Raw genomic sequence first — 13,550 nt, 5'->3', positions numbered from 1 at the left:
TTTTATTTTCTGGCCACTTCATTTTGGGCCAGATCATATTGAAAATTATGATCCTCAAAAGTGATATTATGTTGTGAGGAAAAGGCTTTCAGTTTTAAGATCATCTGCTTTACCAGTTCAAAATCCTTGGCTTTATAAGTCAATTTAATATCCTGTTCTTTTTTCTCAATATGAACGGTTATCATATTATCCCATACCTCCAGCCTATCTATATTCTTCGCTTTAAACTTGATAGAATCAAGTAGGATACTGTCGTTCTTAATTTCTATATAAAATTTGCATGAGTTCAAGACACTTACTCCTATTAGAAGGAAGGTTCCCAAGCTAAGAAAAAGCTGGTGATAATCTTGACTGAAGAAGCTCGTGATGGTAGAAGATAAGGTTATGAGCACAGTAATTATGTGTATCCAATTGTCCTTTAAACGATGTCTGTAAAAACCAACGTCAATGAGAAAGGTCTCTTTATTGTTAGCAATTGAGTGTTTACTAAAAAGACTACCTTGAGATAAATCCTTTGCCATCCTCAGAACTGTGAGTATTAGTGCCGCCCAAATTAATTCCAGCTCATACTCTTTGTACAGATTGGCTATAAAGTCTAAGATAGTCTTTATTTGGTCCATGGCATCAAACGTTTATAACGGTTAATTTTATTGTAATAAGGCATTATATTGCTCTTGAATATCAAAATCAAGAAATCAGTTCATTTACCTCTTTTACTTCCCCTGGAGCTAGTCCTTCTAAATGTGTGTCACCTATACGTATTCGGATTAGTCGAAGGGTTCTAAAACCTACCATATCAGTCATCTTGCGCACTTGTCTGAACTTGCCTTCTGTTAAAGTCATAGAAATCCAGCGACTGGTACGGTTGCCAAAATCTTTAGGCTCTATGTAGTCAGGGGGTTCATTCAGAAGTTCTACTTTACAAGGTCTGGTGATATAGGGGGCTCCATCAATTCTAATTTCCACACCAGATCTCAATTGCTCTATGGCCTCACTGGTAATTTCTCCTTCCACCTGTGCCAGATACTCTTTTTCAACCTTTCGGCTTCGTACATGGTAACTCATTTTGCCATCGGTGGTAAGCATTAAGAGACCTTCTGAGTTTTTGTCTAACCTACCAATAGACATGGTACCATCAGGAAAATCATGCAACTCGCCCAGCATTTTCTTGTTTCGGCGCTTAGGTTGGTTAAAAACAAATTGAGAGAGATACCCAAAAGGTTTGTGAAGAAGAAAATGACGGTGATCAGACATGCTTTAAAGTTAAAGCTTTCAAAGCTAAGGAAATTTACAACTCGGATAGTACATCTTCCAAATCTAAAGTCAGCGTAATTTTCTTGGTTTGATTAATGTCTTTCCATATCCAGCCATCTTTTTTCACTAATCCTGCAAGCAGGGTACGTCGTTCTCTCAGTTTATCAAAAACAGGCTTCAGTTTTTCGTTGCCCTCAGAGGAGGTCATTTTTAAAAGATTGAGATCAGGTGTGGATGGATTTTCTTTTGATTTACCTATGTAAGTGGAGTTTAATGTAATTAGATATTCATCCAATGTATTTCGTAGCACTTTCACATCTAGCTTATGAAACTTTTCTTTCAGGTCTGGGTGGTAAAGTAAGATCGTGATGGCTTCGTCCAGTACGGTTAAGGTTTTTGGGGCTGCGTACTTATCATCAGTACTGTGAAAATAGTGGAGAATGGGGTAGAGGAGATGTCGCTCTTTGTGATGTAGAATAAGGTCTGCCAATTCACGGAAGTGTTGCTGTAAGTTTTTAAATCCATCGCCGTCCCATCCATTATTGAGCATCTCTACTGGCGTGCTGCCCAGGAAGAAGATGTAGGCAGAAAGTTTTCGTTTGGCTACCACGGCAGATAGTAGAGGAATGAGGTAAGTGATGGCCAACGTGAGATATATAAGACCAGAGAAGGATACTATGACCGAAAATACCTTCCAGGTTAAACTGTTCGCCACCATATCTCCATTACCCATAGTGCTAAGCGTGTAGCCTACGTAATAAAATTTCTCTTGAAAAATAGTGGCTTCTTTTGATGAAGATATTACTATAGAATCCGGATCTGATGCAAAAATAAGCGTATAGCCAAACCATGTGGCTAATATCCAGGTGTGAACCAGCGTAATAATGATGATAAGACCAGCTTGAGCTAAAATTTTGCTGTCGCCTTTTTTTCCAGATATCCAAAAGATAAGATTCCATACACTGGAAGCTATCCGGCTAGAGAGCAGGCCGGCTCCGTTATTATTAATAGTAGTTCTAACAATGTCATAAGAAGCAAGAAGCACAAGGGTAGCTCCGCTGACGATAAAAATCCAGTTCATATTAACCAAACCAGATTTAGTAGGCGAATGTTAAAAGTTAGAGAATAGCACTATTGGTTGACGGGTAGTTCCAAGACATAATCATCCATAAAATAGCCTTCTCCGATGTCTGTGTTCACAGAGTCTACGGTTTCAAAACCCATCTTATGGTAAGCTGCTATGCTGCCAGAGTTATATTTGTTCACTGTAAGCCTGATTTTCCCTGCGTTGATTGTCTTTGCCTGGTTAACAACATACTCCATCATCTTTTTGCCGATTCCTTTGCCTCTGCAGGTAGAGAGAACGTATATTTTGCTTAAAAAAAAGTACTTTCCCATCCTCTCGGGGCTGCACAGATAAATATGCACATGATTCATTCTGATCATCAAGAACCAGGAAATATTGGTAGCCATCCTTCAACTGCTCTTGCATAGTAGCTACCGACTGATACTTATCCAACATATACGTTACCTGATCACTTCCTATGATCGGTGTGTAATGTTCGGTCCAGATGATTTTTGCCAGACGTTCTATTTCGTGGAGCTGTTCATCTTGCTCCACATTTAAAATTTGAATCATGAATAGGGAGATTAGCTATTATTTTTGATGTACTCAATTTTAGCATGGAAGGTTTGGGCTATTTTATAAGCTCGATATTTAGCTTCATGAGCCTTTTCACCTTCAAACTGAGTGTCAATATTATCGAAGAACAACTTAATCCACTGATCGAAATGCTCCTTACCTACAGGTAAATGCATGTGTGGAGGAAAAGGTCGGCCAGTGTAGGTGTTTTCTTCCAGTAAAATAGATTGCCAAAAACGATACATTTTCTCCAAATGTTCTGGCCATCGGTCCTGAATTACACCATTGAAAATACCCCCCAGCATTGGGTCTACCTTTATCTTATCGTAAAAAGTATTGACGAGTAATTTTACATCATCCAGGTTAAGGATATCATGCTTTTCAGTCGCTTTTTCCATACTGACTTGCTTTAGGTCACCAAAGTTAAGGGATGTCAGTTGGAATATGGATTGTTTAACTTCTCTTTTCGAAAGGCAGTGCGAAATTCTAAATAGATATCTCCTGGCGTCGATATGACCGTTCGAGTTAAGTCGTATTACAAATACGGTTCAAGACTAATCCTCTTTAAAAAGGTGGATTTGTCAGAAAAGAAGGTTTTATATTAGTTTTTCACTCTTTTAATGGTGAAAATAGCCCTTGCATCTTGGACTAGTAAGAACCCGGAAATGAGGCTAGATACACTCCAAATAAGGATGTTGTTGATCGTGAAATAGTTATAAGTGTACATCTCTACGGTGACTTTAATTAGGCAGAAGGATTCAAATATTACCGCGTAGATTCTAAGCATCCAGGCATTAGAATTTTCACCGCGCAACTCTTTTGTAGCCTGGTCTATCAGGTATAGAATAAAACAAATGTTGAAGAAAAGAGCAGACCCTGCTGTAAACAAGTCCAATGAAGAATTTAGGCTCGTGTCATACATGCTTACACCTATGGCGTAGACAATATAAGCTACTACGCAAAATCTTAAATATGGAGTTACACTCATGTATTAATTTTTGATCTTGTAATGTACTAATTTTTACTTTTAATAGTAGTGGTTAATTCCTTTATTAATATCGTTTTTTTAGATAGTGATGAGAAATCTATGATTTTGAGCCAAGGATTTGGGGTTGTATTTACAATCTAAATAAATATCTCATGGCGTCGATATGACTGTTCGAGTTAAGTCGCATACAAATACTGTTCACGACTAATCCTCGTTAAAATCAAGATTATAATTTTTTTAACTGATCATTTATTTGCGTTAAAACTTGAACCCCGAAGGGGTGATATTATAACCACCGTCCAAATTACAACCAATCAAAGAGGAAGCGCTCTTCATAAGATATCTGATATTTCTCAAGAAATTCAATATACTCATCTTTGAAAGTCTTGCGCATATGATGCTCTTCTTGGTTCGATATATATTCATAAACTCTTCCTATTTGTGAATGAGAGTATGAAAAAGCGCCATAGCCCTCTTGCCAGGAAAACTTTCCTTTTACCCAACCATTTGATTTTATGAAGTTGGTCGAATTGTTTTTAATATCTCTAACTAAATCACTTAAGGCCATAACTGGGCGTAGTCCTATAAATAAATGGACATGATCTGCATGCATTTGTGTCCTTTGTTAGTGATGATGCCTGCCATGTATTTAAACAGCTCAGATCTCCACTCTTTTTTGAGTAGATTTTCTCTACCCTTTACGGCGAAAACACATTGTATGTATAGTTGTGAGAAGGTTCCTGGCATGTTGTGTCACCCCTTCGGGGTTTTTTAAAGTTGCTTTTTGCTTATATAAATGTCACCCCTTCGGGGTTAATTGATGTGTAGACATAGCTGGTCTGGGCTGATTCCTTTGGAGTTTATATAAGTTAATTATATTATTGGGTATAAACCACTGCTAAAAATGAAAATAGAAGCCGCAAGTCCCGACGAATACATATCAAAACTACCTGAAGATCGCCAACAAGCCATGCAGAAATTGCGAGAGGTTTTGAGTCAAAATCTACCGGATGGATTTGAGGAGACCATGTCTTATAATATGATTGGTTATGTGGTGCCTCATGGTATTTATCCGGCTGGTTATCACTGTGATACCAAATTGCCTTTGCCGTTTATTAATATAGCTTCTCAGAAAAACTTCATTGCTTTATATCATATGGGATTATATGCTGATGAAAAGCTTCTGAGCTGGTTTCAGGAGGAGTACCCTAAGCATTGTTCTACCAAATTAGACATGGGCAAGAGCTGTATTCGATTTAAAAAACCAGATAAAATTCCTTTTGAACTCATTGGTGAGTTGGCCAGGAAAATGACTGTGGAGCAGTGGATTAATAATTATGAGAATTCTCTGAAATGAGTGGTTCGTAAAATTCATAATCATAATTAATAGTATACTCTGGCTGATTATATCTGTTATAAATCTCTGTTCTTATTTTTAGATTTATATTGTTGTAGATGTACTTCCTGTAGTTGTACATATTAGCCCCTATATAATATTCAGAGCGAACCAAAAGGCCATCATCGTAAATGAATTTCATTTTTTTATTGCCCTTTGAAACCTCTGTTAGAAGATCGTTCTCATACGCAAAGTCTACTTCCTGCTCCTCTGATGTCTGAAATATATCTGCTGTTTCCAGAAATTTAACCACTTTATCATCCTCATATTCAAATTCTTCCACATACAGACTTTTACGGCCTGACCTTAAAAAATCATATCTACTTTCGGTAATTATCTTTTCGGGAAAGTTACTCTGTGCATATTCTGTCTTGGTAGTTAATTCTACATGTTCCCAATTACCAAATTTAGGATGCTTGCCCAATTCAGCTAGTTGAGCGTAAATTACAGGCCAGTCATTACCATAAAGAAAGTTTCTTTCCGCATCACCTAAATCAAGGCCATCCATAATTACTTCTATACGTTTAGGGTTAATCCAAAAGGTTCTGGGCGTAGCATATTCTCTTGTGTAGGGGTAAGAAGTATACTGTTCAAAGCGGTTGATGGTATGATCTGGAGCATACTCAGCTATGGCCACTACTTTACTGTTTTTATCCTGTGTATCTGCCTGGTGGCTTGTAAATGTGGTAGTTATTTTTTTTACATTTTCATATGCCTGATCTGTGTAGGGAGCATCATTTTCAATTTCATTATTACATGAAACCAGCCAAAATGAAAGCCCCAAAGTCAGTATCATGGTGGGAAAGGATACATACCACCTGGTTGGCTTTTGAGAATACATATTTTTAATTCTGCTTTTAATGTAGAAAGCACTGAATGAATTATAGAGCATAAGAGATGACTTTTGTGATGAAAGATGGATAAGAGTATTGGCATATGATTTTCTGCCGAAAAGAGAGGTCATTGTCTGATCCACCTCATATTCAGTATTGAGCCTGATGGAGCGGGAGAGCATCCAACTTATAGGGTTGAACCAGAAAATAGCTTTGTAAAACTCTGATAGAAGAATGTCAACGGTATGCCATTTATCAGCATGAATTTTTTCATGAGTTATAATGGCTTGAAGACAATCATTTTGCAAATAATTACTGCCTATGAAAATAGCTTTGAAAAAATTGGCTCCCGCGAAACTTTCAACATTTACTATAAAATAAGTAAAGCCTTGATATTGTGCAGGTTTTGCTCTTAAGCGAAGTCTCCATAAAGAAAGGAAAGCTATGATTATCCTTAAAACGAAAATGAACGCAATTATACAGTAGCCTATTGCTAACCAATCTGTCAGAGATCGTGTGTGTTCTTTATTTGGCTCAGATACAGGGGGTGAATCAGTATGAATTGCCGGAAGAGTTTCATGCATCTCCACAGGCTCCCTAGATGTTATTTCTAGATCCATGGGAGAGTCATACGCATTGGTGAGCTGTAGATTAGTGGCTAAATCAGGACCATTTAAGTGGAAAGACAATAAAGGGAAGAGTACGCTTAAGCAGATTACAGCTAGCAAATACTTTCTGAGGAGGGTTGGGCTTGAATGCCTTTTAATGGCCAGGTAGCCCAGGTATAGAATGGAGCTGGTCAATGAAGCCTCTAGCAGATAGGTGACGTAATTATTCTCCATAGTGCTTATCTATTAGTTTTCTTAATTCTTTTTCCTCGTCTTCTTTTAAGTCATTGGATTTAATCATGAAAGACATGAGGTTGGCGTACGAGCCTTCGAAATAGTCTGTCAGTAATGACTTAAAAATGAGCCTCTTGTATGATGATTTGGTAACTAATGGAAAATACCGATGTGTTCTTCCAAATGATTCATGACCTACCATACCCTTTGACTCTAATCCTCTCACTATAGAAGATATAGTATTGTAAGGCGGTTTTGGTTCTAGCAGCTTATCAATGATGTCTTTAACAAAGACCTTTTCCAGCTTCCAGATAATTTGCATCACTGGTTCTTCCGTTCTGGTTAATTTTTCCATATTTCAATATATAACTGATTTTTCAGTTATACAACTAAATTATTAGTTTATTGAAATTGGTCATAAAAAAAGCCCCTCAAAGAGGAGCTCTTTTCACTATATATCAATTTAATTATTCTCCACTCTTTGGTCTATCCTCAGCTTTTACGCCCCAGGTTTCAGAAGGTTTAGGACCCATTTCTATTTCCAGATCACCACCTTTTTGAATCTCATCATAAGTGATGAAAGATTGTGGATGCTCTTTTCCATTTAAGCTTACTTTTTGAATATAAATGTTGTCAGAGCTGTTATTAGTGGCTTTTATGTTGAAAGTTTTTCCATTATTCAAAGCTATATGTGCTTCATTTACGATGGGGCTTCCAAGTACATATTGGCCATTAAACGGATTCACTTCATAGAAGCCAAGCGAAGAAAGAACATTCCAGGCAGACATCTGACCAACATCTTCATTACCGCATAATCCTTCAGGTTTTGCTAAATAAAGGCTGTCCATAATGTATCTTACCTTTTCTGCCGTTTTCCATGGCTTACCTATGTATGGATAAAGATAGGCGATGTGGTGACTAGGCTCATTGCCATGAGCATACTGGCCAATAAGTCCAGAGATATCTGCTGAGGCATGCTCGCCCATATCTCCCTCTACCATGAAAAGGCTGTCTAGTTTTGTTTCGAAAGCAGCTTCACTACCAAAAAGTTCTATTAGCCCTTCTACATCTGCTGGTACTAACCAGGTATACTGCCAGGCATTTCCTTCGGTGTAGTCATCACTTCGGTGGTTAGATCTAAACGGACTGAATGGAGTTCTGAAGCCTCCATCGGCCATTACACCACGCATAAACTGCGTTTCCTTATCGAAATACTTCTTATATGACTCTGATCTTTCTTTATATTTTTCATAAACATCATTCTTACCCAGTGCTTTGGCCATTCTGGCTATTGCAGCATCTGACACACAGTATTCTAAAGCCTTAGCTACAGATTCATTTTCTTTATCTGCCGGAATATAACCATCAGCTTTTAGGAATTTAACACCGTAATCATCTCTGGTGGTTGATGCCTGCATAGCTTCCATGGCCAGCTCTGTATCAAACTCAATGCCTTTGAAATATGCATCCGCTATCACCGGAACCGCAGAATAGCCTACCATACAGTCTGTTTCGTTGCCCATCAGGTGCCAGATAGGAAGCTTGCCCTGCTGCTGATATATTTTCAGAAAGCTGTTCACCATATCCTTCACTCTATCTCTCTGGGTAAGCGTGAGCAATGGGTGTGCTGCACGGTAAGTATCCCAAAGTGAGTAGGTAGTGTAGTTAGTGAAGTTTTTATCTGTGTAGTTATTTCCATCTGCACCTCTGTAATCTCCGTTAACATCCTGAAATACAGATGGAGCTATCATAGTGTGATATAATGACGTGTAGAACACTTTCATTTTCTCATCGTCAGCAATGCTAACGTCTATCTTCGCCAATTCTTCATTCCAGGCATCATTAGCCGCTTCTTTTACCGCATCGAAATTCCAGTGAGAAAGCTCTGCTTGCATATTTTCTAATGCATTTTGAGTGCTTACAGGTGAGATAGCCACTTTCATTAATAGCTCCTTATCTTCTAACTTTCCGAAGTTTAATGTACCCTTCAGTTGCTTTCCGTTTGCATCTTTAGCATTAATAAGATTGCCATTTTCTGCGAACGATATTCCTGTGATTGGGCTTGATGTCACTAGCGCGAAATAGATTTTCTGGTCTTTGGCCCAGCCCGCGGAATAACGATAACCTGTTACTAATGAATCATTTACTTGCTCTATATGAGTTTTTACTGGTCCATCCCAGCCAATACCTCTATCAAGGTCAATTAAGACATGAGCAGGGGTTGATTTATCCTTGAAATTATATTTATGAAAGCCTACTCTTTTAGTAGAAGTAAGCTCGGCTTGCACCTGATATTTATCTATCCAAACGCTATAATAGCCAGGTTGCACTTTTTCATCATCATGTGAATAGTAAGCCATATAACCCTTTTCAGGAGCTTTTTCATCATAGCGGGTCCAGTTAACTTCTCCTGTGGTGGGAAGAACTATAATGTCTCCTAAATCGCCTATTCCTGTTCCGGAAAGGTGCGTATGGGCAAAGCCGATGAGTGTAGAATCGCTATAATGATAGCCAGAACACCAGTCCCAACCTTGGGTGATGTTGGTAGGCCCGAGCTGCACGGCTCCAAAAGGCACATTAGCACCCAGGAATACGTGACCATGATAACCGGTGCCAATGTATGGGTCCACATACTGTGTAAAATTGGCGGTCTTGATTTCTGCTGTTTGCTCTGGCTGCACATCACTGCACTGAGCAAAAAGGAATATCAATAAAACGAAAGCTGATAATTTATACATAGGTAATTTTGATTTCTATTTTCTGAAAGATGCTATGGTATCACTTTGCACCATAGAAATGCCGTATTCAGGTTGTTGTAATGAACCTCCAAGGGCCACCCTTTCATTTCTGAACTCCATCTTGCTCTCCACGAGCTGCTTGCCCGAAACGTGACATTCTTTGACCCCAGTCTTACTCACTATCTTCTCAATATTATAAGGCCTAATGCCTCCTCCTGCTAAAATGATAATCCTGTCTCCTGCTTTTTCCATAAGATCTTTTAAAAGATCAATACCTTCAGGAGCTGTACGTTCCTGGCCAGCAGTTAAGATTCTATCTACCCCAAGATCTATTAAATCTTCTAAAGCTTGAAATGGATCTGCCACCATATCAAACGCCCTGTGAAAGGTCACTGAAAGGGGGCGAGCTATATCAATTAATTCTTTTGTTTTTACCTTATCAATTTTCCCTTTGGGAGTCAATAATCCAAACACTACACCGTCAACACCTAATGACTTGGCTACTCGAATATCTTCTTTCATCACCTCAAATTCCTCATCAGAATATAAGAAGTCTCCACCACGTGGCCTGATCATTACCATAAGACCAATGCTTACCTTTTCGCGCACAAGTTTTATCATGCCTGCACTGGGAGTAGTTCCACCTTCAAATAGGTTATCGCATAACTCCACTCTATCCGCTCCACCTGCCTCTGCATTTACACATGAGGCTACGGAATCTGTAACAACTTCAATAATTAATTTTGACATTAGTAAACTGATTTAGCAACCGAAATTTAAGGAATATAAATAAAGTATTTGTGGTGTAAATTGATTTTAATTCAAAATTCTACCACTTATAAGCTGAATTTACAAAAGGATTTTCTCAATAAATGATGTGCTTTGTTTTAAAGTGGGATTAACTCCTTTTATCAATTTTAAACCTAAACCACCTAATCATGATCATCTTCTTTTTCAACACTTTCTTTCCTTAAAGATTAGTCACAATTCTTCTTTGTCTTATAGCTAGCGGATATTTCAATCTGCGAACGGCTTTTTTATGTCAAGAAATACCAAACCTAACCTTTAGAATATGAATAAAACCTCATTACTACTACTTGTCTTTATAGCTTTAATTTATTTTCCATCGTCAGCTCAAGATGTTTACATAGATCTGAACAACGTACGTCAGCCGGTAGATGCCGTTGGCTTTTGTCATGAAGGGGATCGTCAATATGGGAATTATTATGTGCTCAATGGCGGAGGCATTCAGGATATGATCAATAACGGAATGACGTTGTTTAGAGATATGCTTCCTAATAAACTATGGGAAAGCTACAACGATGACGGCAATCCTTATAATATTAACATGAATGCCTTCAACACCGGTGATGATCGGGTGAAAAACAGCTTTCTACGATTGAAGGAGATGCAAAATCGAGGAATCACTACTATTCTGGGCATCTGGGATGTTCCCAACTGGATGGTTACCAACCCTGGTTCTGGCAGCGCCAGGCACATCAATAACCTGGATGAGTTTGCGGAATTTATTGCCGCTTACTGCCTGCATGCTAAGAACGCCTACGGTCTTACCATCGATTATATAGATATCAATGAGACTTCATATCATGGAATTAACATTGCCCTGTCAGCAACCGAATATGCTTCACTCATCATTAAAACCTCGGCATTGTTCCAGCAGCATGGTATTCAAACTAAGATGAACATTGGTAGCGTACTGAAGTGGCAAGATTGGTATCTGGAGCAGATTTATAATACTCCCGGTGTAAGAGAGGTGGCAGGTTATCCTGCCTTTCATTCTTACCGGGGTGGTGATCTTTCAGATGAGGACCAGACCTTCAAAGATTGGGGTGCTTTCAGGCAACGTATAGATCGTAACCTATGGTGCACAGAAACGGGCTTCGATGCGTACTATTGGGAAAATCCAGATAGATATACCTGGCAGGGAGTTGAGAACGAAGCAAAGAACTTTTGGAGAACCTTTTATCAGGCACGGGCATCCACTGCAGCAGGATGGTTTTGGAGAAGTGACTGGGCATCTTTAAACGTAAACAAGGCCTATATGAGATATTTTAAGCCAGGAGGAGCCATAGTAGGGGCATCTCAGCCCAGTGGTGAATTACTTACGCTGGCTTATAAGAATGTGGGCGATAATAAAGTGGTGCTTCAGGTCCTGAACATGTCTAATTATGCTAGAAATGTTAACTTTTATGGCGTGCCATCTAATGCACAATTCCAGCTGATCAGAACCAGTGAAGCCGGTGACAGGCTTTCAGATAAAGGAAATTTTTCAGCCAATGGTAGTACTTTAAGTGTTAATCTTCAGGCCAATAGTTTCAATACCTTTATAGCAGATTTAGGCAGCGGAGGCACTGATCAACAGTCACCAACTGCACCCGCTAATTTTGCTTTGACCAGCTCTGGCACTACCTCGGCCAGCTTGAGTTGGTCAGCGTCTTCAGACAATGTAGGCGTGGTGGGATATGATATTTATACTGATGCGGATGTCTTTCTAGGTTCCACATCATCTACCAGCATTACTTTAAATAACCTAAGTGCTCCAACCAATTATACTGTGGTGGTGAAGGCTTTTGATGCGGCAGGGAATTATTCGGCGGCTAGTAATGCAGTTACTTTTACCACTGGCCAGGGTGGAGGCTACGCTGCCAGAGTTTTCCAGGATTGTGCCTACGGTGGATACAGTGCACAATTACAAACTGGTACATATAATCTTGCAGATCTGCAGGCTTTGGGAGTGGCCAATGATGATATTTCTTCAGTAGAAATTAGCAGCGGTTATCAGGTAACATTATACATGGGAAATAACTCTACTGATCAGTCTTTAGTGCTGACTAACTCTAATAGCTGTTTGGTTGCCAATGGTTTTAATGATGAAACCAGCTCAATTGTGGTGAGCAGCATTGCCAGTAGTATACAAATAGAGGCAGAGGATTACAATAACATGAGTGGTATTCAAACCGGTAGCACTACTGATGTAGGAGGTGGAAGTTACGTGGGGTGGATTGATGCCAATGACTGGATGTCTTACCCGTATTTTGAAGTTCCTCAAAGTGGAAATTATTCCGTAGCTTTTAGAGTAGCGAGTTTGAATGGTGGAGGCTCTTTACAGTTTGAGCAAGCAGGAGGAACTCAGGTTTTCGGTTCTGTGAATATACCCTCCACTGGCGGATGGCAGACCTGGACTACTGTTTATATGAATGTCAATCTCAATGCCGGTAATCAGGGTTTTGGTATAAAAGCATTATCCGGTGGTTGGAATATTAACTGGTGGTCAGTTACGCCATCAGGTGCATCAGGAGCCAGAAAATCTGGATATGTTGAGAATTTGTCGGAAGCTTCAAAGCCCTATTCTAACCCATTTAGTGATCAGGTGATCATTCCTGTGAATTATCAGAATCAGTATGAGTTGAAAATTTATACCCTCTCAGGAAGCCTAATTTGGCAGGATGGTTTTGATAAACCAGGAAAAGACAGGGTAATTTGGAAAGGAGTAAACGATGATAATCATTGGGTACCTGGTGGTGTTTATTTCTATCAATTAAACTGTGATGGCAATGTTTCAACCGGGAAATTGGTTAAATTGGATTAAATAGATTACTGGCCTGCATGTAACTATTGCAGGCCATTTTGTTACTTTTATACTCATATTTGGTTGTTCTAAAACGTTTCAGGCGGTTAAAATATACATTCAATTGGATGTGATTTTTCAGGCAAGTTTGAATTTTTAGAGCCGCATATTATATGTACTTTGTACACAGTTTAGAGTAAAAGAATGTAGTCTTGCATTTTATGAAATTATAACTACAGGGAATAGTTTATAATTTTATGTTCAACAC

Annotated in this window: 13 protein-coding genes and 1 pseudogene; 2 read left to right on the top strand and 12 right to left on the bottom strand. The window is 38.9% G+C overall.

Annotated features, from left to right (window positions below):
• Window positions 1-2 precede the first annotated feature (2 nt).
• The 8 genes and pseudogenes from LVD16_RS26470 to LVD16_RS26435 all read right to left on the bottom strand — a co-directional run bounded on the left by LVD16_RS26470 (window position 3) and on the right by LVD16_RS26435 (window position 4,631).
• Window positions 3-620 carry a hypothetical protein gene (locus tag LVD16_RS26470; RefSeq protein ID WP_233771306.1) on the bottom strand — a complete coding sequence of 206 codons (618 nt, stop codon included), beginning with the start codon at window positions 618-620 and terminating at the stop codon, window positions 3-5.
• 67 nt (window positions 621-687) lie between these two features.
• On the bottom strand, window positions 688-1,254 hold the full coding sequence (locus tag LVD16_RS26465) for a pseudouridine synthase (RefSeq protein ID WP_233771305.1): 567 nt from the start codon (window positions 1,252-1,254) through the stop codon (window positions 688-690).
• Window positions 1,255-1,288: 34 nt separating this feature from the next.
• Entirely contained in the window at window positions 1,289-2,335 is a 1,047-nt protein-coding gene (locus LVD16_RS26460) for a potassium channel family protein (RefSeq protein ID WP_233771304.1), read from the bottom strand.
• 50 nt (window positions 2,336-2,385) lie between these two features.
• Complete coding sequence (locus LVD16_RS26455) at window positions 2,386-2,652, bottom strand: GNAT family N-acetyltransferase (RefSeq protein ID WP_233771303.1); 267 nt, start codon at window positions 2,650-2,652, stop codon at window positions 2,386-2,388.
• Window positions 2,561-2,893 carry a hypothetical protein gene (locus tag LVD16_RS26450; RefSeq protein WP_233774633.1) on the bottom strand — a complete coding sequence of 111 codons (333 nt, stop codon included), beginning with the start codon at window positions 2,891-2,893 and terminating at the stop codon, window positions 2,561-2,563. The genes LVD16_RS26455 and LVD16_RS26450 overlap by 92 nt, the downstream gene beginning before the upstream one ends.
• A gap of 11 nt (window positions 2,894-2,904) precedes the next feature.
• On the bottom strand, window positions 2,905-3,294 hold the full coding sequence (locus tag LVD16_RS26445; RefSeq protein ID WP_233771302.1) for a group III truncated hemoglobin: 390 nt from the start codon (window positions 3,292-3,294) through the stop codon (window positions 2,905-2,907).
• A gap of 203 nt (window positions 3,295-3,497) precedes the next feature.
• Complete coding sequence (locus tag LVD16_RS26440; protein WP_233771301.1) at window positions 3,498-3,884, bottom strand: hypothetical protein; 387 nt, start codon at window positions 3,882-3,884, stop codon at window positions 3,498-3,500.
• 304 nt (window positions 3,885-4,188) lie between these two features.
• Window positions 4,189-4,631: pseudogene (locus tag LVD16_RS26435) on the bottom strand (IS200/IS605 family transposase).
• Between the two features lie 157 nt (window positions 4,632-4,788).
• On the opposite strand from LVD16_RS26435, the gene LVD16_RS26430 reads away from it, so the two are divergent.
• On the top strand, window positions 4,789-5,241 hold the full coding sequence (locus LVD16_RS26430) for a DUF1801 domain-containing protein (protein ID WP_233771300.1): 453 nt from the start codon (window positions 4,789-4,791) through the stop codon (window positions 5,239-5,241).
• Here the strand turns inward: LVD16_RS26430 and LVD16_RS26425 are convergent.
• The 4 genes from LVD16_RS26425 to LVD16_RS26410 form a co-directional block, all read right to left on the bottom strand.
• Window positions 5,213-6,955: a M56 family metallopeptidase gene (locus tag LVD16_RS26425; RefSeq protein ID WP_233771299.1), complete on the bottom strand. Its 1,743-nt coding sequence runs from the start codon at window positions 6,953-6,955 to the stop codon at window positions 5,213-5,215. The genes LVD16_RS26430 and LVD16_RS26425 overlap by 29 nt on opposite strands.
• Window positions 6,945-7,310, bottom strand: a complete 366-nt coding sequence (locus LVD16_RS26420) for a BlaI/MecI/CopY family transcriptional regulator (protein ID WP_233771298.1) — start codon at window positions 7,308-7,310, stop codon at window positions 6,945-6,947. Before LVD16_RS26420 ends, LVD16_RS26425 begins: the two co-directional genes overlap by 11 nt.
• 112 nt (window positions 7,311-7,422) lie before the next feature.
• Window positions 7,423-9,693 (bottom strand): GH92 family glycosyl hydrolase, encoded by a 2,271-nt coding sequence (locus tag LVD16_RS26415; protein ID WP_233771297.1) that lies wholly within the window; start codon window positions 9,691-9,693, stop codon window positions 7,423-7,425.
• Window positions 9,694-9,708: 15 nt separating this feature from the next.
• Complete coding sequence (locus tag LVD16_RS26410) at window positions 9,709-10,443, bottom strand: copper homeostasis protein CutC (protein ID WP_233771296.1); 735 nt, start codon at window positions 10,441-10,443, stop codon at window positions 9,709-9,711.
• Window positions 10,444-10,765: 322 nt separating this feature from the next.
• On the opposite strand from LVD16_RS26410, the gene LVD16_RS26405 reads away from it, so the two are divergent.
• A complete protein-coding gene (locus tag LVD16_RS26405) occupies window positions 10,766-13,303 on the top strand; it encodes a carbohydrate-binding protein (RefSeq protein ID WP_233771295.1) in 2,538 nt (845 codons plus the stop codon).
• Window positions 13,304-13,550 lie beyond the last annotated feature (247 nt).

Origin of the sequence: Fulvivirga ligni, from assembly GCF_021389935.1 — a bacterium.
Lineage (GTDB): Bacteria > Bacteroidota > Bacteroidia > Cytophagales > Cyclobacteriaceae > Fulvivirga > Fulvivirga ligni.
The sequence above is the reverse complement of the archived record's forward strand: the minus strand, read 5'-3'. Positions and strand labels throughout refer to the sequence as shown.